Origin of the sequence: Megasphaera jansseni (genome assembly GCF_047974155.1) — a bacterium.
Classification (GTDB): Bacteria; Bacillota; Negativicutes; order Veillonellales; family Megasphaeraceae; genus Megasphaera.
In genome coordinates this window covers 1-25,954 of the sequence record NZ_JBHYRR010000030.1, presented here as the reverse complement: position 1 = coordinate 25,954, position 25,954 = coordinate 1, and the positions used below count along the sequence as shown (strand labels likewise).

Sequence of the window (25,954 nt, the reverse complement as noted above, 5' to 3'; positions counted from 1 at the left end):
CCCCTCTTTGTTATTCTTCCAGATCCTTCTGAACAGCCTGCATGTCACCGCTGTAATTCAATGCGTTGTCCAGGCTTTCCCTTTCTTCTTCACTCATGCCATAGAGACACTTGCCTTCTACGATCGGTTTGGCAAAAATACGCGATTCATTGCGCCCATAGACGCTGGAAAGACAGAAGCCGTCGTTTTTCCCGTCGAGGACAGTAAAGGCAAAACTCAGATTGTTGCCGATATTGTCAAAGGCATTATATTTAACGAACCCGATTTTACGGAAACAGTGATTCTGGACAGCCATAATGTCCTTCTGCGTCTGGTGGATCATATCGAGCGTCCCCTGCAGGTTATGCAGCTTATCGACATCGTCACGCAGCTTCGCTTCGACGCTGGCTCCCGTTTCGTCCTGCATAAAAAAGGTGTAATTCGTTTCTAATTTTCTGATTTTTTTGTGTAAAATGACGATATAGACGAGCAAGAGCAATAAAATCAACCCGCCAATACCGGCAAGCGCCATCGTGGCAGCCTGCATATCGACATTCAGCATTTCTTTCCTCCCATGAACATGAATATGCAAAAATATTATATGTGAAACGAAGAAAGAGGCGACTCCGGTGTGTCTTCTTTTTCTTCAGTCAGTATCGACAGCAGCCGTTCAAATTCTGCTTCTGACGAAAAGGAAATCTCGATTTTCCCCTTTTTCCGGCCTTTTCCCAGCTGGATGGCCACATCGGTCCCCAAAGCCATCTTCAGCTGATCCTGCAGCCAGGCCACGTGGGCGTCCGGTTCCGGCCGGGGCTTCGCCTGGCTCATCAAATGGCGGACCAGGGCTTCTGCCTTGCGGGCCGACAGCTCATGTTTCACAATGTACAGGGCCGCTTCACGCTGCAGCTTTGCAGAAGGCAGCTGCAACAGAGGGCGGGCCTGCCCCATAGATAAGCGGCCAGCCGCAATCCAGTCCTTAATGTCGGCTGGAAGCTGCAGCAGGCGGACCATATTGGCTACGTGGGACCGGCTTTTGCCGACTTTCTGTGCCGTCTGTTCCTGTGTCAGGCCAAAGTCTTTCATCAGCCGCTCATAGGCCATGCCTTCTTCAATGGCATCCAAATCCTGGCGCTGCAGATTCTCGATGAGGGCAATTTCGGCCGCTTCATCCGGCGTATAACTGCGGATGATAGCCGGGACCGTTTTCAGGCCGCAGCGTTTCGCTGCCCGCAGCCGCCGCTCACCGGCAATGAGTTCGTATCGGCCGGGACCGGCCTTCTGGACGACGACAGGCTGGACAAGCCCATGCTGACGGATTGAATCAGCTAAGGCGATCAGCCCTTGTTCATCAAAGGTCTGCCGCGGCTGCCGGGGATTGGGGACGATACATTCTACGGCGATTTCTGCCGGTGCGCCCCTTTCAGCAGGAGACTCGTCGACTGCCACCATGTCCACCTCATTTCTTCCAAAATTATTTTTAAAGTCTATATTATAGTATATCGTCTATCTAACATTTAATCAAATGTTTATCGACTCTATTTCATGGATTTTTTCAACAATTTCTGTGGTATAATAAGAATCAAATGTACAAATTCAGAAAGGATGTAAAAAATGCCTACATTTACTGACCCCTTGCGGGAAATCGACGCTGCCAGCGTCAAAGAATACGCCTTGCAGCGCGGAGCTGCTGAACTTTCCGATGATTTTGTCCATGAAGCCTGCCAGCGCGTCATGGAACTGGCCAAACCCCAGGCTACGTGCCAGCAATGCTTCTATGACAGCACGTCCCACATGGTCCTCTGCGACAGCCCGTTCACCATCAACAGCCAGACGGTCTGCCAGCGCATCGAAGATTCGGCCATCGTCCTGATGTATGCCGTCACCCTTGGCGAAGCCCTGGAAAAAGAAGTCGATGCCTTGTTCATGAATAAAGAAATCACCCGCGGCCTGTCTCTCGACTCGGCCCTGGCCGTCGCCACAGCCGGCTATACGAAACAGCTCATCGACATGCTCGACGAAGCCGGTGCCGACAAAGGCTACAAAGCCGCCTGGATCATGAATCCCGGTACCGGCGATTGGCCGGCCGGCCAGATGGCCAACATCGCTCAGGCCGTCCACGCCGAACAAATCGGCGTCTCCCTCCTGCCCAGCGGCATGCTCATGCCGCGCAAAACCGTAACCGGCGTCATCGGCCTGAACTTCATCGGCGGCGGCTGCTCCGGATCCTGCAGCGCCTGCGCCATGGCCGGCCATTGCGGGGAATAGGGCCAGGGGCCAGGGGCTAGGGGTTAGCAGTTAGGGGTTAGCAGTTAGCGGCCCACTGGCTCGTGGCTCGTGGCATTTGTTTTTTAACTAGCCACTAACAACTTGAAAGGAGCTGTCGCGATGCGACAGCTCCTTTCACATATTATGGTGTAATTCAGTTGTTTTTAGAAAATCTTTTTGAGGATGATCGTCTGACTGCGGTTCGGGCCGACGGAGACGATGCCCAGGGGAACGCCCGTGAGTTCGCTGATGCGTTCGACATAGTGGCGGGCAGCTTCCGGCAGTTCATCATAGGATTTGCATTTCGAGATGTCTGTTTTCCAGCCCGGCATTTCTTCATAAACCGGTTCGACGTTTTCCAGGACGTCGAGGCTGGCCGGATATTCTTTCAAGAGCTGACCCTTGTATTTATAGCCCGTGCAGATTTTAATGGTATCCAGGCCATCGAGGATGTCCAGGCGGGTAATAGCCAGGTAATCGAGGCTGTTCAGCATAGCTGCATATTTGACGACAGCTGTATCGAGCCAGCCGCAGCGGCGGGGACGGCCGGTAACCGTACCGAATTCATGACCTGTATTGCGCAGGTATTCACCGACTTCATTGAGCTGTTCTGCCGGGAACGGACCAGCGCCGACGCGGGTCGTATAGGCTTTGACGACGCCGACGATATTTTCCATGCGGCGGGGGCCGACGCCGGAGCCGGTGCAGGCACCGCCAGCTGTCGGATTGGAGCTGGTAACGAAGGGATATGTACCATGGTCGAGGTCGAGCATAGCAGCCTGTGCCCCTTCAAAGAGGACTTTCTTGCCTTCACTGACATAGAGGTTCGCCGAGTAGTTCGTATCCTTGACGTACTGGCGGATCTGGTCGGCATAGCCGAGGTATTCTTTGAGGACTTCATCGTAATCGAAGCCTTCGCAGCCATAATATTTTTCAAAGAGACGGTTTTTAAGGTCCATATTGATGCGCAGTTTCTTGGCAAAGACATCGCGGTCCATGAGGTCGCCGATGCGGATGCCTACGCGGTTGACTTTGTCAGCATAGCACGGTCCGATACCGTTTTTCGTCGTACCGATCTTAGCGTCGCCCTTGAGTTTTTCATCTTCTTCATCAATGCGGATATGATACGGCATGATGACATGCGCACGTGTGGAAATTTCCAATTTGCTGATCTGCACGCCTTTGGAGGTCATGCCTTCGATTTCTTCAAGGAGAACTTTCGGATTGACAACGACGCCGCTGCCGATGATGCAAGTTTTGTCGGAAAAGAGGATACCCGACGGCAAGAGACGCAGTGCAAAGGACTTATCGTCGACGACGACCGTATGGCCGGCGTTATTTCCACCCTGGGAGCGGATGACGACATCGGCCTTCTGGGCCAAATAATCTACAATCTTACCTTTACCTTCGTCGCCCCATTGGGTTCCGATTACCATTGCTGTAGCCATGTATTCAACATCCCTTCGTGAATTGTAAAATTAACAAACACTTACATTATATCATAGTCACTTAATGAAGCCAACTATAAACACGGCTCTTTATAAAAGGAGCAAAAAAGGGGCTGTCGCATGACGACAATCCTTTTTAAGGGGTTAGGGGCTAGGGGCTAGCAGTTAGTGGTTAGTGGCTAAATGGACTCCCAAAAGGTTCAAAAAACAATGCATTGGCTTATTTCCTCAAATATTGTATAATATTCGGGATAAACTGAAATTCATTTTTTATTACCAAGGAGAGATTTCTACCATGTTATTTGATACATGTCACATCGGCGGTATTGAAGCGAAGTGCCGCCTTGTCCGTTCTGCTACCTTTGAAGGAATGGGGAACTACGGCCTTCCGACAGAAAAGCTGGCCGAAATGTATGAAAACCTGGCTGACGGGGGTGCCGGTATCATCATCACGGGCATGATGGCTACCAACAAGATGGAACCGCGCCAGCATCGTCAGATCCGTATCGACGATGACAGCTGTATCGAACCGCTTGCCCATTTCGTAACCCGCGTCCACCAGCACGGCGGAAAGATCATCGCCCAGCTCGTCGTCATGGGTTCAGCCATTCTCCTGCCGGAAACGCCGGAAGGCGAAACGCGTTTCATCTTCAGCCCCAGCGGCGTCACGGAAAAGGTCGGCAAGTGGACCCAGGAATCGCAGGCCCTGACGGTCGACCAGATCCATGAATTGACCGAAGCCGTCGCCAAAGCTGCTGCCAGAGCCAAGGCCGCCGGTTTCGACGGCGTCCAGTTCCACGGCGCTCACGGCTACCTGGCCAGCAAATTCTTGTCTCCCCATTTCAATACCCGCACCGACGCTTACGGCGGCAGCCTGGAAAACCGGGCCCGCTTCCTCTTGGAATGTGTCGCTGCCATGCGCCAGGCCGTCGGCGCAGACTATCCCATCTGGGTCAAATTGAACTGTGCCGATTTCATGAAAGACGGCAGCCTGACCTTTGAAGAAAGCAAACAGGTCATGGCCTGGCTGGCCGACGCCAGTGTCAACGCCATCGAAGTCAGCGGCGGCAACACGTCGTCCCTGCCGCGCAAGGGCCCGATCCGGGCTATCCGCCGCACGAAGGAACCGATGTATTTCAAAGCCTATGCCGCAGAAGCTGCAGCCATGCTGAAAGGCAAGATCGATGTCGGCGTCGTCGGCGGCTTCCGCAGCGTCGAAGACATCCAAGACACGCTGGAATCGACCGATCTGGCCTTCGTATCCATGAGCCGGCCCTATCTGCGCCAGCCGGACCTGCCGAACCGCTGGAAATCAGGCGATACTGAACCGGCCCTGTGCATTTCCTGTTCCCGCTGCTTCGGTGCCGAAGATGTAGACTGCATTTTCAATAAACAAGAAAAAGCAAAACAAGACGCCTAAAAAAGAGGAAATCGCCCCGAGTTCATCGAATAAATAAAAGTAACGGATTATTTTCACAAAAGGGGGCTGTCTTATGGCGATCATCGTCATCCTTGCCATTTTATTCAGCTGCATACTGCTCATCCTCTGCCTGCCCATCTCCTATGCCCTTACCGTCCATATCGGAACGCCCTTCCGCATCGAAGGCCAGGGCCAGTGGGGCCGGAAATTAGCCGATGCGTCCTGGTCCTATACCTTGGGAGAGGAACCGCATCATGAACTGTATGTATGCTGGAAGCGCAGCCCTGCCGTGAAAGAGTCTGTCGAAACGCCGCCCCCGACACCCGAAGAGGAAGAAAAAGCCTGGGACGAGCTGGAAAAAGAAAGTCAGCGCCTCACGTATGAAGACCTGCTCCGCCAGGAAGGGCCGGAGGCCCCGGCACCCGATGATGCGAAAGAAGCAAAAAAAAAGAAACCGCCTATACGTCCGTTCCTGGCTGACATCTTCAATGCCGACTTTTTAGCGGCTTTCTTTACCTGGCTGTCACGCCTGCTCGGCCATGGCCAGATCCGCCGCTTCACCCTGGCTGGTATCATCGGCCTCCCTGAGCCACATGAGACAGGGATGCTGGCCGGTGCGCTTTATGCCATCTGTCCGGGAAGCGTCACAGACTTACAATTCAATTTCGTAGAAGAACAGTATGACTGTACCGTCCGTGCTTCGGGCCGTCTATATCCGGCAGTGCTGCTCCTGTTTACAGCCGCCTTTGCCGCCTCCCGGCCTGTACGCCGTTTATGGGCTCATTGGCACGCTGTGAACAAGGAGGAACAACATGGATAACTCGTACATCAAGAACAACTTGGAACAAATTTTTGAAAGTTTCAAAGAAATGATCAAAGTCGAAACCGTCGTCGGTCAGGCCGTCCACATCGGCGACGCCATCCTGGTGCCTTTCGTCGACGTCACCTTTGGCTTCGGGTCCGGCGGCGTCAACGGCAAGACGGAAAACGGGCGCAGCAGTGCCGGCAGCGGCGGCGGTGCCAAGATGGAACCGGCGGCCATCCTGGTCATCAAAGGAGACCGGGTCGAAATGTTCTCCATCAAGAAAGACGGGTATCAGGCTTCAGCCTTTGAAAAACTCATCGCCATGGCTCCGGAAATCATCGACAAGATGAAAAAGGATAAATATATCTACATCCACGACGACGATGAAGACAAGGCCGATGAAAACGATGAAAAAGCCTGATTCCGTGCAGGTTGTACTTTATCCGTAAGTTTGTTATAATATACGAATAGAATATAGTAAGAAAGAGTAATTCAGCCGCTCTGCGGCACAGGAGGAATACATTATGAAACTGAAAAAACAATTAGCATCCCTTGCCGTTATGGGAATGATGAGCCTCGTCGCTGCTTCGTCGGCCTTTGCTTCCGGCGTCGGTGTCGTCAACTTCGATACATTGGTACAGTCCCATAAGGATTTCCCGAAAGTCAGCGCCCAGATGCAGGCTGCTGTCAAAGACGCTAACGAACAGTTCGCTAAAAAAGCTCCGAAAATGAAAACTGACCAGGAACGCCAGAACCTCGGCCGTGAACTGGCTCAGAACTTGAGCCAATTAGAAAATAAATTGATCGTCCCCATTGAAAAAGACGTCGTTTCCAAAGTCGAACAGGTCCGCAAGGACAAAGGCCTCGACTGCATCGTAGTCCAGGGTGCTATCATCTCCGGCACCGAAAACGCTACGGACGAAACAGAAGCCGTCAAAGCATTGTTGAAATAAGGGTAAAAAGGCGCTGTCGCATGAAGACAGCGCCTTTTTTAGTGGCTCGTGGTTCGTGGCTCGTGGCTCGTGGATGGTTTTTAATTTACAGAAAAAGGACTTGTCGCATATGCGACAAGTCCTTTTTCTGTAGAGGCGTCAGCCCCAGGATTATGCGATTTCACATTCAGTTGGTTTGGAGAATCACCCAGATTTCTAACGGGCCGCCTTAACAGGACGGCCCCTACGGTGCGGCCATGAGGCCGCCACGAACCACGAACCACGAGCCACTAACAACTTAATCCCCCTTGACACATACCCTATATCGGTATATTATATCAATGTACCCCTTAGGGGTATTTAATTGAAAGGAGAACTCAATTATGGATGAAAAGAAAGTCTGTCCCTGCTGCGATACGGAGAAACATAAGTATCGCAATAAAGAGGGCAAAGAGTATAAATCGCTCATTTCCCGCCTGAACCGCATTGAAGGGCAGGTACGGGGTGTGCGAAAGATGGTCGAAGACGACCGTTACTGCATTGATATCCTGACTCAAGTCAGTGCCATCCAGTCAGCACTGAATTCTTTCAACAAGGAACTCCTGGGCCAGCACATCAAGTCCTGCGTCGTCCACGACATCCGAGAAGGCAAGGACGAAGTCGTCGATGAACTCGTCTGTGCCCTGCAGAAACTCATGAAATAAAGGAGTGAGTCCGTTGAAGCACGAAAAATTCACCATTACGGGCATGAGCTGTTCCGCCTGCTCGGCCCGCGTGGAAAAAGCCGTCAATAAGCTGGACGGCATCGACAAGGCCAGCGTCAATCTGCTGACCAACAGTATGCAGGCCTCTTACGATGAAAATGTCGTCAGCGAACAAGACATCATCCAGGCCGTCGTCGACGCCGGCTATGGTGCCAGCCCGGCCGAAGGCGGCAGCCAGAAACAGGCCGGCGCCCCGCAAAAAAGCGCCTCTGATATAGCCAAGGAAGAAATGAAATCCATGAAGCACCGCCTCATCTGGTCCATCGTCTTCCTGATCCCGGTCATGTACATCGCCATGCACCACATGTTCTATGAATGGTTCGGCATCCCCGTCCCGGAAAGTTTCCAATACATCTTCCACGGCGACGAAAATGCCATTACCTTTGCCTTTACCCAGTTCTTATTGATCCTGCCCATCATGTACTTGAACCGCAAGTACTACGTCAACGGCTTCCGCAACCTCTTCCAGGGTGCCCCGAACATGGACAGCCTGGTCGGTATGGGTTCCATGGCAGCTGCCCTGTACGGCGTCTTCGCCATCTTCCGCATGAGCTGGGGCATGGGCCATGGCGACTGGGCCCTCGTCGCCCAGTACAGCACCAACCTGTACTTTGAATCAGCCGGTATGATCGTCACCCTCATCGACATCGGCAAGTTCCTTGAAGCCCGTGCCAAGGGCAAGACCAGTACGGCTATCGAAAAACTGATGGACCTGGCACCGAAACAGGCCACGGTCCTGCGCAACGGCGTCGAAACGGTCATCCCCGTCGAAGACCTCGTCGTCGGCGACGAAATCGTCATCCGTCCGGGCGAAAGCATCCCGGCTGACGGCATCATCTCCGAAGGGACGACCAGTGTCGACGAAGCCGCCATTACCGGCGAAAGCATCCCGGTAGAAAAACAAGTCGGCGACAAAGTCACGTCGGCGACCATCAATAAAACGGGCTTCATCCACATCACAGCCCGCCGCGTCGGCGACGATACGACGATCAGCCAGATCATCAAACTCGTCGATGAAGCCAGTGCCAGCAAGGCGCCGATTGCCAAGATGGCCGATACCATTTCAGGCTACTTCGTCCCGGCCGTCATTACCATCGCCATCATTACCGGCCTCATCTGGTACTTTGTCATGGGCGTCGACGCCGAATTCGCCTTCTCGACGGCCATCTCCGTCCTGGTCATCTCCTGCCCGTGCGCCCTGGGCCTGGCTACGCCGGTCGCCATCATGGTCGGCACTGGCAAAGGGGCTGAAAACGGCATCCTCATCAAATCCGGCGAAGCCCTGGAAACGGCCCATGCCATCGACACGGTCGTCATGGATAAGACCGGCACCATTACCGAAGGCCGGCCGAAAGTCACGGATATCGTACCCCTGAAAGGCACGAAAGAAGACCTCGTCGCCATCGCAGCAGCCCTGGAAAAAGGCAGTGAACATCCCTTGGCCGAAGCCATTACCACCTATGCCGGCGACCATCAGCTGACCGGCAGGACGGCCAGCGATTTCAAAGCCCTCTTCGGCCGCGGCGTCCAGGCCGTCATCGACGGCAAGACCTATTATGCCGGCAATACGCGCCTCATGGACGAAGCGCATATCGATACCAAAGCCATCACAGCCAGCCTCAATACCCTGGCCGACGACGGCAAGACACCGCTCCTCTTCGCTGACGATAAGAAAATCATCGGCATCATCGCCGTAGCCGACGTCGAAAAAGCGACCAGCGCCGAAGCCATTGCCGACTTTGCCAAAATGGGCATCAACGTCGTCATGCTCACAGGCGACAACCAGCGCACAGCCGAAGCCATCCGCCAGCGCCTGCACATTCCCCAGGTCATTGCCGGTGTCCTTCCTCAGGATAAAGAAAAACATATCGCCGCCCTCCAGGCCGAAGGCCATAAAGTCGCCATGATCGGCGACGGCATCAACGATGCACCGGCCCTGGCCAAAGCTGATTTAGGCATGGCCATCGGTGCCGGCACGGACGTCGCCATCGAAAGTGCCGATGCCGTCCTCATGCGCAGCGACCTCCTCGATGCCGTCAGCGCTATCCGTCTGAGCAAGGCCGTCATCAAGAACATCAAAGAAAACCTGTTCTGGGCGTTCTTCTATAACGTCATCTGCATCCCTCTGGCTGCGGGCGTCCTCTATCCGGCCTTCGGCATCCGCCTCAATCCGATGATCGGCGCCGCCGCCATGAGCCTGTCGAGCTTCACGGTCTGCATGAACGCCCTGCGCCTGCGCTTCTTCAAGACGACGCACAGCGCCCATGTTTCACGTGAAACATCGACAGCAGAAGCCCCTATCCCGAAAGAAACGCAGCCAGCTCCGCAAAAACCGGCCCCTGAAGCCGCAGCGGCTCCGGCTCCGTATCACTATACCCTGTCCATCGAAGGCATGATGTGCCAGCACTGCGTGGCTACGGTTACGAAAGTCCTGAAAGCCATGGACGGCGTCACCGATGCCGTCGTCGACCTCGATGGCCAGAAAGCCGATGTCTCGGCTGATAAAGCTATCTCCGCAGAAGACTTCAAAAAAGTCATCACCACTGCCGGATATACATTACAAAACCTTACTACACCAAAGAAAGAAGAGGATGAAACGATGGAAAAAACATTGAAAATCGAAGGCATGATGTGCCAGCACTGCCAAAAACACGTACATGATGCATTAGCCGCCATGGACGGCGTCACGGCTGTCACCGTCGACCTGGAAGGCAAAAAAGCCGACGTCACGACCAGCAAAGACATCCCGACGGAAGCCTTTGCCAAAGTCATTGCCGACGCTGGTTATGAATTGGTAAAATAAAAGTAAACGTCGTGCCCCTGCCGACTTCGCTGTCCGCCCATATCCTGCCGCCATGACTGCGGACGAACTGCCGGGCCAGGGCCAGACCGATACCACTGCCGCCGCTCTTGCGGCTCCGCGATTTTTCGCTGCGGTAGAAATACTGAAAAATATGCTGTAAATCTTCCGGTTCGATGCCACTGCCAGTATCGGCGACCTGAACCTGTACATACGGCTGGCCCTGTACGGTGACGACCAGCGTCGAAACCGTAATCGAACATCCGGCTTCGATATAGCGGATAGCATTGTTCAGCAGATTGTAAATGACCTGATTGATACGGTCTACATCAATGAATACCTTCGGTAAATCCCTGACCAAGTCCAAATGGACGGTCAGGGATTTTTCGTCGCATAAAGGCTGGAGCATACTCACAGCCCGTTCCAGCAGGATGTTGATATCATACGGCTCTTTATGGAGAGTCAGTTCATTGATTTCTGCTAAAGACAAGTCACGCAAATCCTGGATGAGCCGGCCCATGCGCAGCGTTTCGTCTTCCATCGACAGGAGGACTTTCTTATCCGTCGGGATGACATCGTCGATCATGCCTTCCAGATTTCCCTGTAAGATGGCCAGCGGGGTCCGCAATTCATGGGCAATATTGGCAAACAAGCGGCGCCGCATTTTATCATTCCGGGCCAGTTCTTCGGACATGCCATTAAAGGTCTCCGTCAGGACGCCAACCTCATCCGGGCGCTCGACAGGCACAGTCTGGCCATACGTACCGGCTTTGACCTTTTGGACCGCTTCCGTCAGGGCCGACAAAGGGCGCATGATTTCCCGGACGATAAAATAACTGATCGTGACGCTGACGGCAATCATGACCAGGCCGACCCATAACAGCGAGCGATGGACGGCAGATATATACGTAACTTCTGCCGGCCCATGCATCATGCCGTGCATCATCCCCATTCCCTGATGGCCGTTTCCCATCATTTGGGACATGTTATTCAGGTATTGGGAAAAATGACTATCCATTTGATTATTGACTAAAATAAGCAAAATAGCGATGGTCAGGAAAATCAGGATAAAGACCATTCCCGTCAGGCGGATGACGATGCTGTCAGCTTTTTTCATGAGTCCCTCCATCAAACTTATAACCAATGCCGTACACGGTCAGGATATAGGTCGGATGGGCCGGATCCGGTTCCAGTTTTTTACGCAGGTTGCGGATATGCGTGTCGATTGTCCGTTCATATCCTTCAAAGCCATAGCCACCCTGTACCTTATCCACGAGCTGCATCCGGCTGAACACCCGGTCCGGTGCCGACGTCAAGACTTCCAGGAGATTGAATTCCGTCGGGGTCAGCGCAATGGGCTGCTGCCCCCGCAGGACCGTAAATTTTTCCTTATCAATCGTCAGGTCCCGTATCGTATACGACGTCGTCTGCTGCAACACTTCACCGCGGGTCCGCCGCAGCAGGCTATAGACGCGGGCGATGACTTCCTTGACGTGGAAAGGCTTGGTCACATAATCATCGCCGCCCATATTGAGTCCTACTAAGCGGTCTGTCTCATCGTCCTTGGCAGACAAGAAAATAATCGGGATATCACTGAACTGCCGGATACGGCGGCAGACTTCAAAGCCGTCCATGCCGGGCATCATCAAATCGAGAAGCATAATCTGCGGTCTCTGGTTCCGCAGCGTATGCAGGGCCGTCATGCCATCATGAGCTACATAGACGATGAACTGCTCCTGCTCAAAATAAGACTGCAGCAAAGCACAAAGTTTTTCATCATCGTCGACAATCAAAATCGAATTCGTTCGCAAAAATTCCACCTCCTATGATATCAATTATAGCATGAAAAAAGAGACTGCCGCATTAAGACAGCCTCTTTTTGAGTATTAAGCTTGCCGTTTGCAATCTGTAGTTTGCCGTGAATGCTTTTAAATTTAAAACTTATCTCTACAAACCACAAACTCCATACTAAAAACGATAAAGCAAAAGGGGCCGCCGCACGATGGCAAAAACCTTCGTGCGACGGCACCCCTACGAGCCGCTGAACTACATCTTGCTGTGGTCCATCTGGCTATGGTCCATCTGGCCGTTATTGTTATTCATCTGCCCATTCATTTGACCATTCATCTGGTCATGACTCATCTGACTGTGATCCATCGGCATATTGCCATTCATCTGCATCTGCATGTTCTGTTTCGGCGGAACGTAGCCGGCGAGCTGCGGGTCGGCCATGCCGAATACCATTGCCAAGTGGGTAAACAGGACGAAAAGGATCATGAGGCACAGGTGTTTCTTAAGCTTGGACGTTTCATCCGGTCCTTTGAAGATGACCCCTAATTCCTGGAGCAATACCAGGACAGCCGGAATGACGCCCAGGATATAAGCCCAGATAGAGATATAGTCAATCGGGCCGCGCCACTGAATCGTCGGAACATAAGACGATACGATGTACACCGTAACAATGATAAAGAAAATGCCCAGGACGAGGCCACAAATATGTTTGAGGCTATCCCATTTTTCGCTGCGGCGATCTCTATAAATCAGTGACAATACATCAGATGCCAAAATCGTTTCTGCCAGCACCATCGGTACGAGCATGAAGAGAATCAAGAACCAAGGTTCATGGAGCGACAAGAGTTCCATGTAATGAGTCATTACCATAATTTTTTCCCCCTTTTAGCTAAACTGCTTAACGCTGGTCGTCATAGGCCGGGCAATTCTGCCAGCCCTGACACCCGTTGCGGGTATTGGCCCGACAGCCGCGGCGCGGCCCCTGGCAATAACCATTGTCCGTATAGCAGTTACTCTGCCCATCATAGCAGGCACCCTGCTGCGGGCCTGGGCAATACCCATTATCATAACACGTATAGCCCTGTCCATAAGGTGCCGATGACGGCGTTTCCGAAGCAGCTGGTGTGGCTGCAAAGGCGGAAAATCCGGCAACAACTGCAATAACAGCCAAACCGGCTAAGATTTTTTTCTTCATCATAAAGACCTCCTTTGTAGTACCCCTCTGTTCATGATTATACTATACCAGAGAGGTGCGAAAAAGATGTGGAGGAAATGTGAAGAAAATGTGAAGATTCATTAACCGATGATGATATTATCGATGAGGCGCGTCTTGCCAATGCGGACAGCAATGGCCAGCAAGCTTTCCTGATCGACTGTGGAAATCGGTTCCAAAGCCGGGAACGAGAATAAATCGACATAGTCGATAGAAGCCATCGGTTCGGACTGGATTTCCTGGGTTACGATGGACTTCAGCGTTTCCACATCTTTTTCACCGCCATCATAAGCGGCTTTGGCTTTACGCAGGCTGCGGGACAAGACCAGGGCTGCCTGTTTTTCTGCCGGCGAAAGATAAGCATTGCGCGAGCTCCGTGCCAGACCGCTTTCTTCGCGGACAATCGGTACCATATTGATGTGGACCGGTATGTTGAGGTCGCTGACGAAACGGCGGACAACGACGACCTGCTGGGCATCTTTCTGCCCGAAGAAAGCTTCATCAGCCCGGGTAATATTCATCAATTTCGTAACGACCGTAGCGACGCCCCGGAAATGAATCGGCCGCTGGGCACCGCAGAGTTTATGCGTGATATCGCCTTCCACATTGACATACGTGCAGTATCCCTGCGGATACATTTCAGAGGGTTCCGGATGGAAAACGGCATCGACGCCGACACTTTCCAGTTTCTGGCAATCTTCATCAAAACGGCGCGGATATGCATCATAGTCTTCATTAGGGCCGAACTGGGTCGGATTGACGAAAACCGAAGCGATGACGACGTCACATTTAGCTTTAGCTGCCCGCATCAAGGTCAGGTGCCCTTCGTGAAGTGCCCCCATGGTCGGGACCAGGCCGATGACGCGGCCTGCTTTTTTCTGTTCAGCGGCAAATGCCTGCATATCTTTGACAGTACGGAAAATTTTCATGATAATAAGACTCCTTTAGCTATAAATTAATGAGTAGGAACACTCGATTTTTCAACGGGCAGAACCTGCGCCTTTTCATCGCGGCGCGAGAAGAAATTGGCAACGATAGAACCGGAAATATTGTGCCATACACTGAAGATAGCTCCGGGAATCGCCGCTGCCGGATTGAAGTATAAAACGGCCAGCGATGCTGCCATCCCGGAATTCTGCATCCCCACTTCGATGGCCACCGTACGGGATTTACGCGAATCGAGGCGGAACAATTTAGCCATGCCGTAGCCCAGGGCCAGGCCAAAGACGTTGTGCAGGATGACGATAGCCGCCATGAGCAGGCCGACGTCAAAGAGACGCGACGCACTGAGGGATACGACGCAGCCGACGAGGATGACGATAGTCGCTACCGATACGACGGGCATGGCCGGCAGGATTTTTTCGACGCTGCGGGCAAAGAAATGATGAGCAGCCAGGCCGAGCAGGACCGGTACCAGGACCATTTCCGCAATGGAAATCATCATGGATACAAAGGAAACATGGATCCAAGCACCTGCCAGGAACCAGGTCAGGGCAGGCGTCACGATAGGCGCCAGGATGGTCGTCGACATGGTCATCGATACGGACAGGGCGACGTCGCCTTTGGCCAGATAAGAAATGACGTTCGATGCCGTCCCGCCCGGGCAGGTCCCGACGAGGATGACGCCAATAGCCAGTTCCGGCGGCAGGGCAAAGAGACGTACCAGGGCCCAGGCTACCAAGGGCATAATGAGGAACTGGGCGACGACACCGATGAGGACTTCCCATGGCCGCTTGAAGACGGTCTTGAAATCCTGTACGGTCAAGGTCATGCCCATACCGAACATGACAATCCCCAGCAGCCAGCCTACATACGGGCCGACCCATTGCAGGGTCTGAGGCCATACGGCGCCGACAATACCGATGAGGACGACGAAAATGGCCATGTTGTTTACCAGAAAATCACAACACTTTTTCAACAAAAAAACCTCCCTATGAGAATCTGGGGCAAAAGAAACAAAAAAACACCTTCCGGCACAGACCGAAAGGTGTCTAAGTGACAAACGTCCATACTGGCAGGCGAATTTGTGAAAAATCCCACTTATTTTCGCACTACCAAGAAATGATGAGCCATCCTTTCTGTCTCGGTCTGAATCAGATCCAAGCAGATGAAAAAACCATCTTGAGAAATATCCGAAAAAAAGTATAACTCACGATACGTGATGTTATCTTTTGCCTCGGCCGTATCATACCATATTTAGGAACTCGATGCAATGGCATTTCCCTTTTATATTAATTCGTTAGTAAATCATATACGAAAGTATAATATCCAACAATCCTTTTTCCCGCTATACTGAAAGTGTCAAACAAAGCGATGTTTGAAGTCAAATTCCAAACTTTACAAGATAATCACATAATCATGGCAAGTAATTAATATTAAAACAAAAAATAATATCTTATCCCGTTTGTGCCAAAAAAGGTGCATTTAATGTCGCAGTGAGTTTTTCAAACCGTAATTCGAGTTACAATAGCTTTAAACTGGATGATTGTTCCCTTACCGTGAACAGAAAGGAGGTACTTATGTTAAGAATTGCCCTCTGCGATGATTTACAAGACCAGTTGGAAATCATGAAAACAGCCGTACAGACTTATTACCAGAACAAAGCCTCGAATATTGAGATATGCGCCTATGACAACGCCATGAATTTTGTAGACGCCGTAGAAGAAAAGAAAGACTTCGACATCATCTTATTGGATATCTGCATGCCCGGTCTGCTGGGAACCGATATCGCCCGTGAAATGAGAAAACAGAAATGCCAGGCAGAAATACTCTTCCTGTCAACGAGTGATGAATTCGCCGTCGAAGCCTTCGATATCCGGGCCGCCCACTATCTGACCAAGCCGTTTACACAAAAACAATTCGACCAGGCCATGAATCGGGTCATGGATATAATCCACCAGCGGCACAGCAAAAAAATCATCTTCCGCCTCGTCGGTGGCGGCATTCAAGTCGAAGAAATCAACAACCTGCTCTTCGTCGAAAGCAACGGCCATGTCCAGCAAGTTCACACCCATGATGGCTCTATGCTGGAAACGCGCCAATCCATATCGGCCCTGCTGCGAACCTTTGAATCCATCGTCCCCGGCCAGTTCGTCTCTCCCGGAAAAGGTTATATCGTCAACCAGTCCGCAATTCACATCATAAAGAGCGACTATATCGAAGTAAAGGGACATAAAATTCCCCTGGCCAAACGGAAATATCGCCAGTTCCAGGAAGATTATTTCAAATTCATTTTCCAAAAAGACGCATAAAAATCCCAAAAAATTCAGCATTTCCGACACGTCTTATTTTTGTACGCCAAATTAAGGCCTATGCCAAATCTTTATACAGAAAGGATGCGATAATATGAATAAGATATTTAAAGTCATCTGGAGTAAATCAAGAAATTGCTACGTCGTAGCCTCAGAATTAGCCAAAGGCCATACCAAGGCCTCCAGCACAGGCGATAAGACCAGACGCCTGGCCCTGGCCGCCATCACAGCCCTCATGCTCCTCCCGGTCGGAGGATTTAGCTATGCGGCGGATACCACGAAGGTCGAACCGTCGACCTCCGATACGGCAGTAGAAGTTTATACCAAGGATGGTACGGATGCGCAGATTGAGGCTGCCAAAAAATATACATATCGCAAAGCGGCTGAACTGGATCAAAAATTAACGGACCAGAAGACCAGCACGGCTTTGCATGTTACCCAGGCGGGGAATCTGATTGTAGGGACCAAAGAAAATCAGATCGTCAAAGATTTGAAAATCAATGGGAAATTGACATCTGGAAGCCTTTCTACTGGCAATATAACCTCTAGTGGCGATGTGACTGTAGCAGGTAAAATGGCTGCGGATGGTGTGACCGACGAAACTACCAAAGATGGCAACTATATCAAACAAAACAATACGGTAGGGAATAACCTGGTCAGCCTGGATAAACAGGTCAAGGCCAATGATGACCGGATCACCGCTGTGAAGGAATATCTGCAGAAGGAAGCTGCGGATACCTATGTAAGCAAGAATGACGCTGCATTGCAGGACGATGGGGCCATTGTGAAAAAGGCCAACACTATCGGCGAAAACGTGGCGCTGCTGGATGCCGGCCTGGCAAAGGAAACGGCTGCCCGTATCGGTGCAGATAAAGCCCAGGACAAGCTGATTCAGGATATTAATACAAGCTTGGTAGCTACCATTAAAAACGTTGAAACAGTTAATCAGAACGTAGCTGATGGGTTCACGGCCTTGAGCAAGACGGATGCCGCTGAAGCTGCAACCCGTGAAGCCGCCGATGCGGCTCTCGACTCCCGGACTACGACTCTGGAAGATAAGACCGAAGCCATCACCTATGACAAGGATTCCAAGACGGTTATGGTGGACGGCAAGCTCACCGCTACCGAAGGCATCACCGATGGTACGATGCAGGATGGCAAGTATGTGAAGCTTGATAAATATGTAGGTCAGAACCTGAACGCTCTGGACCAGGGCCTGCAGGCAGAAACTTCGGCCCGTGTGACAGCAGATGCCAAACTGGCAGAAGCGGTGAACAATGGCTTGAGCCTTGGCGACGGTAACGTTCTCCAAAAGAATACCACCAGTGTGGCTGAGGACGGGACTGTCACCACTTCCAAGACCGATGCCAGTGAAATGATCCTGAACAAGGGCAAGGACAACCAGATCACCCTGAACGAAAAGGGCATCAAGGTTGGGACCAACAGCAGTGTGGTGGATAAAGACGGCGTCTACACCGGCGGCGATGACTATGCGGCAGCCAAGGCAGCTATGAGCGCTGACGGCAAGATTAAAGGAGCCAACGGGGCCTTCACCGTGGATGAAAATGGAAATGTCACTTCCAAGGCAACCATCACCGGCGAAACCGTAACCGACGGTAAGGGTGCTTCCATGAGCAACGGAACGGTAACCGGCAAGACCCTGACTGATGGGATTGCTACCATTACCAACGGCAACATCAACACCAGCGGTTCCATTACCGGTGGCACCGTAACTTCTACGGGCAACATCTCCGCACTGGGTGACATCCACGCAGGCGGCGCCATTACAGGGGCCAGCGCTTCCATCCAGGGCGCTCTGACAGCAGGCAGCGCCACCATTACCGGTGACCTGACTGCCGGCGGCGCTATCCAGGGTAAGAGCATCTCCGATGGCACGGCAACCATGCAGAATGGCAACCTCACCGGTGTGAAGAACCTGAGTGCTGAAACCATCACCACCAGCGGCGATGCCACCATCGGCGGCGACCTGACGGTCAAAGGCAAGCTGAATGTGGATGAAATCGACCTGACCAAGAGTGGCATTGTAGGGGACAACAACGTAACGGCCAGCACGAAAGTGGCAGCCGGTGAAATCACAGGCTATAAGAAAGCTACCAGCACCAAAGATGGCAGTGAAAAAGAAAGCGCCATTGATTATGATGAAAACGGCACTTCCACCTGGGCCAAAGCTACTGATGCAGATGGCAACTGGAAAAAGAGCACGCTCACTGTAGAAGGCAGCGATGTGACTTCCAAGGTTATCGATTCTGACAAGAACAGCAACCTGTCTACACAGACATCTATAGAATCCAGCAGTACCCTCAAAGATAAAGATGGAAAGACCTCGACGTTCCAACAGCGTGTCGGCGAAATCCTCAATCAGATTAATTCGTCTGATACGGTATTCTCCAAAGTAGACCAGAAGACAGATACTATCACCAGCGAAGTCACGGATGGAACCAACACAACTTCTTCTACCCAGACTACGACGGATATTACCAATACGGCAAAACAGGGTACCATTGCCAACAATGCTAAAAACCTCTCGAACAGTGCTTCTGAAAGCATTACTAATACGGCAGGAAATAGCATTACAAATACAGCTACTAACGGGGATATCACGAATAATGTACTAAATGGCACCTTAGCTAACAACGCCAAGAATATTGCGAATACGACTACAGAAAATATGACCAATGTTGTTGGTGGTAATCTGACGAATACGGTCACCGGTGATATGACCAGCTCGGCTAAGAATATCAGCAATACAGCAACAGAAGCCTTGACCAATACGGCAAAGGATATTACCAACAATGCATCTAACAATATCACCAATATTGCGGCCGAAACACTTACCAACCAAGGTAAAAACGTAGCAACTATCGCCAGTGAAACAGCTTCTACTAATGCTAAGAATATCACTAATACGGCGAGTGAAAACATCACCAATATCGCTTCTAATGGAACTATCACCAATGAGGCAAAAGATTTGGTCAATCATGCTACAGAAGACATGACAAACACAGTAGACCGGAATCTGACAACCACTGTTGGTGGAGAATTGAAGACTACCGTTACCGGCAAGGTCACGGAAGATTACAAGTCCGACCTGGATACCAAGGTAGGCGGCAACGAAACCCACTATGTGGCAGGCAATCAGACCAATACCGTGTCCGGAGATCGTACGGTCAATGTGAAGGGTACGGAAACAGAAAACTTCAACGCCCAGGTTACCAATATCAAGACAGACCAGAAGACTTCTGTAGGCGGTAACCAGACCAACATTGTTGCAGGCAACCAGCAGAATACGGTAAGCGGCAGCAAGTCGGAAACGGTCAAGGGCAGTGTCACGGAAAAATACGGCAGCCAGGCAACTACGGTTGACGGTGACCAGAGCACCAACGTGGGCGGAAATCAGTCCAATGTGGTAGCAGGAGACCAGACCAATACCATCAGTGGCAGCAAGACGGAAAGCGTCAAAGGCGCTGTGAGCGAAACTTATGGCAGCCAGACTACGAAAGTCAATGGCGACCAGAGCACGACAGTAACCGGCAAGCAGACCAATAGCATTACCGGTGACCAGGTCAACACTATCGGCGGCAACCAGACCACCACGGTAACCGGTGACAGCAGCCTGACGGCGGAAAACATCAATAACACGGCTAACAACAAGATTACCAACAAAGCTCTGGATGTGGAAACCGATGCTTCCAGCTCCATTGTAAATAAAGTAGCAAACGATTATGGTTCCAATACTTCCACCCAGCTGTCCTATCAGACTAAAGAAGAAATGAGCCAGGCTGATGGCAAGACCGCTTCCTATCTCCGCGGCGCAGCCGAAGAAAAATCCCAGCTCACCGATGGGGACAAGAAGACCACTATCGACACCATCGCCGGTCAGACTAATACCAATATTACTGATGGAACCAATATCTCCAACAGCCTTCAGAAGGCGAACCAGGTTGCTTCCTCCGTAACGGACGGCACCAACACCACGGTTGTGAACCAGAATGCCAAGAGCCTGGCCTCCTCCATCACTGACGGGACCAAGGCCAACAACACCAATAACACCGTGGACAAATCGGAACAGCTGATCAAAGCCAGCGATACCCAGTACAGCGCTACGTCTAAGACAGCCACCAAGACGGAAGATACCCTGGTCAATGGCTCCACTATCATTGACATCTTAAAAGATTCGACAACAGGGACGGTCAGCAGCGTCGTAACGGATGGCACCAACAGCACCGGCGTCACCCAGACGGCAAAAGATATCACCAACACGGCTAAGAACGGTACGATTGCCAATGATGCCAAGGATATCGTCAACAATGCTACAGAAAACATGACCAACACGATTGGCAAAGACCTGACCACGACTGTCGGCGGCAACGAAACGCACGCCGTTACGGGTGATCAGACGAACACGATTGGTGGTAAACAGACTAACAGCATTACCGGTGACCAGGTCAACACTATCGGCGGCAATCAGACTACGACCGTTACAGGCGACAGCAGCCTGAGCGCCAAGAACATCACCAACACGGCTTCTGAAACCTTGAGCAACAGTGCCAAGAACATCACCAATACCGCAACGGAAAAACTCAGCAACTCCGCAGCGGAAATCGAAAATACGGCCTCCAAGTCCATTACGAACAAAGTGGGTAATAATGTCAGCACCACGATGAGCACCGATTCCATCGTCAATAAAGTTGGCAAGACCACGATTACTACAACAGACGGCAAGACGAAGCTAACCAATGAAGATGGCACGCATGAAACCGAAATGGATTATGCTACCGTCCTGAAAGACCTCGGCGTCCGCGGTAGTGCAACGGTTGATCAGAAACTGACTGTCAAAGGCGATTCGGACCTGCAGGGCAATGCAAACGTTGGCAAGAACCTGACAGTCAATGGTACGTCTGACCTGAAAGGCGACGTCACCATGGAAGCTAACGCTACGGTTAAGAAAGACCTGACTGTAGAAGGCACGACAACAACGGATAAACTCGTCGTCAACAATGGCGCCACCGTTACTGGCGGCACGACGACGGATACGCTCCACGTCACCAGCACATCGACTTTCGATGGCACAGCCACCTTTAAAGATGTCGTCACCATGGAAAAAGACCTCTCTGTCGGCGGCAACGCTACAGTTACTGGCAGCATGACTGCTTCTTCCTACAAGGTCGGCAACAACACTTACATTGATTCCAACGGCATCAACGCCAACAATCAGAAGATTGTCAATGTAGCAGCCGGTGACCTTTCGGCCAGCAGCACAGACGCTGTCAACGGGGCCCAGCTCTATCAGACCAATGAACGCGTCACGGGCGTTGAAAACAAGGTCAACAATCTGGACAGCCGCGTCGACAAAGTCGGGGCCAACGCAGCGGCACTGGCCAACCTGCATCCCCTCGAATTCGATGCTGATTCCAAGTGGAACATCGCAGCTGCCGTCGGCGGTTACAAAGGCGAAACAGCTACGGCTATCGGCGCCTTCTACCGGCCGAATGAAAACGTCATGGTCAATGTTTCGTCGTCCTTCGGCACAGGCGAAAACATGTATGGCGGCGGCATTTCCCTCCGCATCGGCCAGGGCGGCAACAAAGCAAGACGCAACGCCACGAACGGCCTGACAGACCGTGAAAAAGCGATGCAGAAACAGATCGACTCCCTGACCAACCGCCTCGATGCCCTCCTGTCGGTCATCAATCCGAATATGTCCAAGGAATTCCCGGATGTACCGGAAAACCACTGGGCCTATGAAGCCGTCAGCAAACTCGCTGGCAACGGCATCGTCCAGGGCTACGAAGACGGTAAATACCACGGCGAACGTACGATGACCCGCTACGAAATGGCGGAAATCATCTACAACGCCCTCTCCAAAGGCGCCAAAGCTGAAAAGAAACTGGTAGAAGAATTCAAACCAGAACTCCAGGCCATGGCCGCACAGAAAAAAGCATAGATTGAAAAAAGGAGCTGTCGCATCGCGACAGCTCCTTTCAAGTTGTTAGTGGCTAGGGGTTAGTGGTTAGCGGATGGGTTTAAATTTAAAGCTTTTCTCTGTAAACTACAAACTCTGTGCTACAAACTATAAAGTAAACGGGGCCTCGCATGATGGCAGAAACCTTCGTGCGACAGCCTCTTTTTAGCTGTTAGCTGTTAGCGGCTAGCAGTTAGCAGTTAGTATTGTAGGGGTCGCCACGTGGGCGACCCGTTAGGAGTGTGGACGACTTTCTTAGCAAGACGATTTGGGAATCCTACAGCTCCTGATAGGAGAATTATTCAAATGTCCAACGGGCTTGCCACGTGCAAGCCCCTACGAAACTGCGGGCCGCCCTTTGGGACCGGCCCCTGCGAACTACGGTCTGCGTTTTCTTTCTCCTTGTATTTTTCTTCATTTTGGCCTATAATAACGTTAATTATTAGCATATTATGTTCCCGTAGATGGAACTAAGGTTGCGAATTTTAAAATTTATAAGCCAAAGGAGGATGGAGAGAAAATGTCGATTCAATTGGGTATTGTCATCTTATACATCATTTTATTATTTGCCATTTCTTTCTATGTCAAACGCCGGGCCAGTCAGAACCCGACAGAGTATTTATTTGCAGGGCGCCAGTTCTCTACGGGCCTGGTCGCCGTCAGCATCACCGGTATGGCCGTCGGCGCGGCTTCGACCGTCGGCGTCGCGGAAAGTGCGACGAAAATCGGCCTGGCTGCCGGCTGGTACAATGCGGCCTGGGCTATCGGCGCCATCATCATGGGCTTTGTCGCTGCCGGCAAGTACCGTTCCCTAAACTGTACGACCATTCCGGAACTCTTTGAACGGAGTTACGATAAAAAAGCCCGCATCATCAGCGTCATCGGCCTGTCCCTGATCATGATCTGCATCACGTCCTTGCAGTATGTCGCTGGCGGTTCGATTTTACACGCCCTCATGCCGGACATCTTCTCCATGCACGCCGGCATGATCACCAGTGCCGTCGTCTTCGTCGGCATCACGGCCATCGGCGGCCTCTGGTCTTCCGGCTTATCCAACATCCTCAGTGTCACCGTCATTTATCTCGGCATCATCTATTCCCTCGTCCGCATCCTGCTCCGCGACGGCGGCATCAGCGGCATCAATGCGGCCCTGCCGGCAGCGGATTTTAACTGGTTCTCGCCCATGGGTGGCCTGTCCTTTGCCGTCCTCCTGGGCTGGATCATCGTCATGACGACCCAGGCCATCACGGCTCAGGGGCCGGTCCAGATTGCCTGCGGCGCCAAGGATGCTAAATCGGCCCGCAAAGGCTTCATCCTCGGCGGCCTGCTCATCTTCCCGGTCGGCTTCTTGTCGGCTATCCTCGGCCTGGCTGCCAAAGCCCAGTTCCCGGGTATCAACCCGACCATGGCCCTGCCGCAGATCATCATGAGCCTCGACCCCTTCTCGTCAGGGATGACCCTGGCTGCCCTCTGGGCTGCCGATGTGTCGACAGCCTGCACGATTCTCTTGGGGGCTGGCACATTGATTTCTCAGGACATTTTTAAACGTTTTATTAAACCGAATATTTCAGAAATGAACTATGTCAAAGCGAACCGCCTGATTATTCTCATTGTCGGCGTAGGTACGTTATGGCTGGCCTTCAATGCTGTCGGTATCGTCAAAGTCATGCTCATCGGCCTGAGCCTGACGACGGCCTTCACGCTGGTCTTCCTTTGCACTATGTTCTGCCCGTCCCTGTGCCGCAAGAACACGGCTTTCTGGACGACCCTGGTCGGCATCATCGGCCTCTTTGCCTGGCAGCTCTGCCCGCAGATCCGCGTCCTGCCCCACGTCATTTATTTTGAATGGATCATCTGCATCATCACCCTCCTCATCGTCCGCCTCATCGATAAAACTCCCATCAAGATGCCGGAGTTAAAAGAATAGTGGTTAGTGGTTAGTGGTTAGTGGTTAGCAACTCGCAGCCTGTAGGCTGCATCGTAGGGGTCGTCCTGTGAAGGCGGCCCGCTTCGGGATATGTACGATTTCTCCAGCAGGTTAACCGTAGGCGGAAGATTCGTACATCCCCAGGAGCGGGCGCCCCACGTGGTCGCCCCTACGAACAACGATAAAGGGCTTGTCGCTCGCGACAAGCCCTTTACTTTTTCCCATAAGATAGTATAATAATAAGCATAAATTTATTTTTATTCAATTTTCTGGAGGGGATTGTATGGATACGAAAAAATTAGGTGCTGCTTTGCTTACAGGCGTCCTGGCCGCTTCGATGCTGGCCGGCTGCGGCAGTGACAAGAAAGATGCTGCCAATGATACGAAGAAACCGCTTCGCGTCGCTACCAATGCGACGTTCGTTCCTTTTGAATTCAAGGATAACGACCAATCGACGGAATATAAAGGTTTTGAAATGGATCTGATCCGCGCCGTCGCCAAAGAAATGGGCCGTGATGTCGAGTTCAACAACATCGCTTTTTCCGGTATCATCCCCATCATCCAGCAGGGTGACATGGATATCGCCGCTACGGGCATGACCGTCACCAAGGAACGGGCTCAGAAAGTCGCCTTTGCTGCTCCGTTCTATGAATCGAAACTGGTCATCTTGACGCCGAAAAACAGCGGCGTCCATTCCGTAGCCGACTTGCAGGGCAAGCAGATTGCCGTCCAGATCGGCACGACCGGTGCAAAATACGCCGAAGAACAGGGCTACACGGTCAAACAGTTCGACAATAACTCCGAAGCCATCATGGAACTCCAGGTCGGCGGGTCGCCAGCCGCTATCCTCGATAAACCGGTTGCCGATTATTTCCTGACCCAGGACGGCAAGGGTAAATTCGACGTCATCGATATCCCCGATACGAAGCCGGAATACCTGGCCTTCGCCATCAACAAGGATAACAAAGAACTGTTGAAACAAGTCAACGACGCCATGGCAAAACTGAAAGAAACAGGCGAATTCCAGAAAATCTACAAGAAATGGTTCAACACCGATATGCCGAACCTCCCGACCAGCTCGGAAGAAGTGCTGAAGTAAGTGTTAGGGGTTAGGGGTTAGCAGTTAGTTGCTTGTAGGGGCTCGCACGTGGTGAGCCCGCTTGGGGATATGTACGATTTCCCGGCTAACCTGCTGAGAGAATCATCCAAATTCCTAACGGGTCGCCCACGTGGCGACCCCTACAATACTAACTGCTAACTGCCAAAAAGGGGCTGTCGCACGAAGGCTTTTGCTTTCATGCTAGTGTATAGCCTCTTCCATATATACAACAAACGGTCATTTGCTTAAATCCGGGTACAAAGACACCAGTTTGACT

20 protein-coding genes are annotated in these 25,954 nt (G+C 51.8%); 11 read left to right on the top strand and 9 right to left on the bottom strand.

What is annotated here, in order from left to right; translation table 11 throughout:
* Positions 1-10: 10 nt before the first annotated feature.
* Positions 11-541, bottom strand: a complete 531-nt coding sequence (locus tag ACE418_RS10965) for a DUF4446 family protein (RefSeq protein WP_299721520.1) — start codon at positions 539-541, stop codon at positions 11-13.
* 35 nt (positions 542-576) lie between these two features.
* Complete coding sequence (locus tag ACE418_RS10960) at positions 577-1,428, bottom strand: ParB/RepB/Spo0J family partition protein (protein WP_416450657.1); 852 nt, start codon at positions 1,426-1,428, stop codon at positions 577-579.
* A gap of 162 nt (positions 1,429-1,590) precedes the next feature.
* Between ACE418_RS10960 and ACE418_RS10955 the strand changes: the two genes are divergently transcribed.
* Complete coding sequence (locus tag ACE418_RS10955; RefSeq protein ID WP_416450646.1) at positions 1,591-2,244, top strand: hypothetical protein; 654 nt, start codon at positions 1,591-1,593, stop codon at positions 2,242-2,244.
* 164 nt (positions 2,245-2,408) lie between these two features.
* On the opposite strand, the gene ACE418_RS10950 is transcribed toward ACE418_RS10955, so the two are convergent.
* A complete protein-coding gene (locus ACE418_RS10950) occupies positions 2,409-3,692 on the bottom strand; it encodes an adenylosuccinate synthase (RefSeq protein ID WP_416450645.1) in 1,284 nt (427 codons plus the stop codon).
* 295 nt (positions 3,693-3,987) lie between these two features.
* On the opposite strand from ACE418_RS10950, the gene ACE418_RS10945 reads away from it, so the two are divergent.
* The 6 genes from ACE418_RS10945 to ACE418_RS10920 all read left to right on the top strand — a co-directional run bounded on the left by ACE418_RS10945 (position 3,988) and on the right by ACE418_RS10920 (position 10,416).
* Positions 3,988-5,112 (top strand): NADH:flavin oxidoreductase, encoded by a 1,125-nt coding sequence (locus ACE418_RS10945; RefSeq protein ID WP_416450644.1) that lies wholly within the window; start codon positions 3,988-3,990, stop codon positions 5,110-5,112.
* A gap of 73 nt (positions 5,113-5,185) precedes the next feature.
* Positions 5,186-5,932, top strand: coding sequence for a hypothetical protein (locus ACE418_RS10940; RefSeq protein WP_416450643.1), 747 nt, complete (start codon positions 5,186-5,188; stop codon positions 5,930-5,932).
* Positions 5,925-6,338, top strand: coding sequence for a GerW family sporulation protein (locus ACE418_RS10935; protein WP_416450642.1), 414 nt, complete (start codon positions 5,925-5,927; stop codon positions 6,336-6,338). Before ACE418_RS10940 ends, ACE418_RS10935 begins: the two co-directional genes overlap by 8 nt.
* 103 nt (positions 6,339-6,441) lie before the next feature.
* Entirely contained in the window at positions 6,442-6,870 is a 429-nt protein-coding gene (locus tag ACE418_RS10930; protein ID WP_416450641.1) for an OmpH/Skp family outer membrane protein, read from the top strand.
* Positions 6,871-7,232: 362 nt separating this feature from the next.
* Complete coding sequence (locus tag ACE418_RS10925) at positions 7,233-7,553, top strand: metal-sensing transcriptional repressor (RefSeq protein WP_020310295.1); 321 nt, start codon at positions 7,233-7,235, stop codon at positions 7,551-7,553.
* Positions 7,554-7,566: 13 nt separating this feature from the next.
* A complete protein-coding gene (locus ACE418_RS10920) occupies positions 7,567-10,416 on the top strand; it encodes a heavy metal translocating P-type ATPase (protein WP_416450640.1) in 2,850 nt (949 codons plus the stop codon).
* Here the strand turns inward: ACE418_RS10920 and ACE418_RS10915 are convergent.
* From ACE418_RS10915 to ACE418_RS10890, 6 genes are all read right to left on the bottom strand, one after another.
* Positions 10,382-11,530, bottom strand: coding sequence for a sensor histidine kinase (locus ACE418_RS10915; RefSeq protein WP_416450638.1), 1,149 nt, complete (start codon positions 11,528-11,530; stop codon positions 10,382-10,384). The genes ACE418_RS10920 and ACE418_RS10915 overlap by 35 nt on opposite strands.
* Positions 11,517-12,233: a response regulator transcription factor gene (locus tag ACE418_RS10910; protein ID WP_416450637.1), complete on the bottom strand. Its 717-nt coding sequence runs from the start codon at positions 12,231-12,233 to the stop codon at positions 11,517-11,519. The genes ACE418_RS10915 and ACE418_RS10910 overlap by 14 nt, the downstream gene beginning before the upstream one ends.
* Before the next feature lie 226 nt (positions 12,234-12,459).
* Positions 12,460-13,074, bottom strand: a complete 615-nt coding sequence (locus ACE418_RS10905; protein ID WP_416450636.1) for a DUF6803 family protein — start codon at positions 13,072-13,074, stop codon at positions 12,460-12,462.
* 28 nt (positions 13,075-13,102) lie between these two features.
* Positions 13,103-13,402, bottom strand: coding sequence for a glycoside hydrolase family 12 protein (locus ACE418_RS10900; RefSeq protein ID WP_416450635.1), 300 nt, complete (start codon positions 13,400-13,402; stop codon positions 13,103-13,105).
* A gap of 98 nt (positions 13,403-13,500) precedes the next feature.
* Positions 13,501-14,346: a pantoate--beta-alanine ligase gene (gene panC / locus ACE418_RS10895; protein ID WP_416450634.1), complete on the bottom strand. Its 846-nt coding sequence runs from the start codon at positions 14,344-14,346 to the stop codon at positions 13,501-13,503.
* Between the two features lie 26 nt (positions 14,347-14,372).
* Positions 14,373-15,335 (bottom strand): bile acid:sodium symporter family protein, encoded by a 963-nt coding sequence (locus tag ACE418_RS10890; RefSeq protein ID WP_416450633.1) that lies wholly within the window; start codon positions 15,333-15,335, stop codon positions 14,373-14,375.
* A 601-nt stretch (positions 15,336-15,936) separates the two neighbouring features.
* On the opposite strand from ACE418_RS10890, the gene ACE418_RS10885 reads away from it, so the two are divergent.
* The 4 genes from ACE418_RS10885 to ACE418_RS10870 all read left to right on the top strand — a co-directional run bounded on the left by ACE418_RS10885 (position 15,937) and on the right by ACE418_RS10870 (position 25,677).
* The gene (locus ACE418_RS10885; protein ID WP_416450632.1) at positions 15,937-16,668 is read left to right on the top strand and encodes a LytR/AlgR family response regulator transcription factor; all 732 of its coding nucleotides are present in this window, start codon (positions 15,937-15,939) and stop codon (positions 16,666-16,668) included.
* Positions 16,669-16,762: 94 nt separating this feature from the next.
* On the top strand, positions 16,763-22,633 hold the full coding sequence (locus ACE418_RS10880) for an ESPR-type extended signal peptide-containing protein (RefSeq protein ID WP_416450631.1): 5,871 nt from the start codon (positions 16,763-16,765) through the stop codon (positions 22,631-22,633).
* A gap of 538 nt (positions 22,634-23,171) precedes the next feature.
* The gene (locus ACE418_RS10875) at positions 23,172-24,578 is read left to right on the top strand and encodes a sodium:solute symporter family protein (RefSeq protein WP_416450630.1); all 1,407 of its coding nucleotides are present in this window, start codon (positions 23,172-23,174) and stop codon (positions 24,576-24,578) included.
* 283 nt (positions 24,579-24,861) lie between these two features.
* A complete protein-coding gene (locus ACE418_RS10870) occupies positions 24,862-25,677 on the top strand; it encodes a basic amino acid ABC transporter substrate-binding protein (RefSeq protein WP_416450629.1) in 816 nt (271 codons plus the stop codon).
* Positions 25,678-25,954: the final 277 nt, after the last annotated feature.

Excerpts from the sequence above, each read along its gene's own strand:
- ACE418_RS10870 (WP_416450629.1), top strand. The coding sequence starts at position 24,862 with ATGGATACGAAAAAATTAGGTGCTGCTTTGCTTACAGGCGTCCTGGCC.
- ACE418_RS10965 (WP_299721520.1), bottom strand. The coding sequence starts at position 541 with ATGCTGAATGTCGATATGCAGGCTGCCACGATGGCGCTTGCCGGTATT.
- ACE418_RS10880 (WP_416450631.1), top strand. The coding sequence starts at position 16,763 with ATGAATAAGATATTTAAAGTCATCTGGAGTAAATCAAGAAATTGCTAC.
- ACE418_RS10905 (WP_416450636.1), bottom strand. The coding sequence starts at position 13,074 with ATGGTAATGACTCATTACATGGAACTCTTGTCGCTCCATGAACCTTGG.
- ACE418_RS10935 (WP_416450642.1), top strand. The coding sequence starts at position 5,925 with ATGGATAACTCGTACATCAAGAACAACTTGGAACAAATTTTTGAAAGT.
- ACE418_RS10940 (WP_416450643.1), top strand. The coding sequence starts at position 5,186 with ATGGCGATCATCGTCATCCTTGCCATTTTATTCAGCTGCATACTGCTC.
- ACE418_RS10930 (WP_416450641.1), top strand. The coding sequence starts at position 6,442 with ATGAAACTGAAAAAACAATTAGCATCCCTTGCCGTTATGGGAATGATG.
- ACE418_RS10875 (WP_416450630.1), top strand. The coding sequence starts at position 23,172 with ATGTCGATTCAATTGGGTATTGTCATCTTATACATCATTTTATTATTT.
- ACE418_RS10945 (WP_416450644.1), top strand. The coding sequence starts at position 3,988 with ATGTTATTTGATACATGTCACATCGGCGGTATTGAAGCGAAGTGCCGC.
- ACE418_RS10955 (WP_416450646.1), top strand. The coding sequence starts at position 1,591 with ATGCCTACATTTACTGACCCCTTGCGGGAAATCGACGCTGCCAGCGTC.
- ACE418_RS10960 (WP_416450657.1), bottom strand. The coding sequence starts at position 1,428 with ATGGTGGCAGTCGACGAGTCTCCTGCTGAAAGGGGCGCACCGGCAGAA.
- ACE418_RS10885 (WP_416450632.1), top strand. The coding sequence starts at position 15,937 with ATGTTAAGAATTGCCCTCTGCGATGATTTACAAGACCAGTTGGAAATC.
- ACE418_RS10915 (WP_416450638.1), bottom strand. The coding sequence starts at position 11,530 with ATGAAAAAAGCTGACAGCATCGTCATCCGCCTGACGGGAATGGTCTTT.
- ACE418_RS10900 (WP_416450635.1), bottom strand. The coding sequence starts at position 13,402 with ATGATGAAGAAAAAAATCTTAGCCGGTTTGGCTGTTATTGCAGTTGTT.
- ACE418_RS10925 (WP_020310295.1), top strand. The coding sequence starts at position 7,233 with ATGGATGAAAAGAAAGTCTGTCCCTGCTGCGATACGGAGAAACATAAG.
- ACE418_RS10950 (WP_416450645.1), bottom strand. The coding sequence starts at position 3,692 with ATGGCTACAGCAATGGTAATCGGAACCCAATGGGGCGACGAAGGTAAA.
- panC (WP_416450634.1), bottom strand. The coding sequence starts at position 14,346 with ATGAAAATTTTCCGTACTGTCAAAGATATGCAGGCATTTGCCGCTGAA.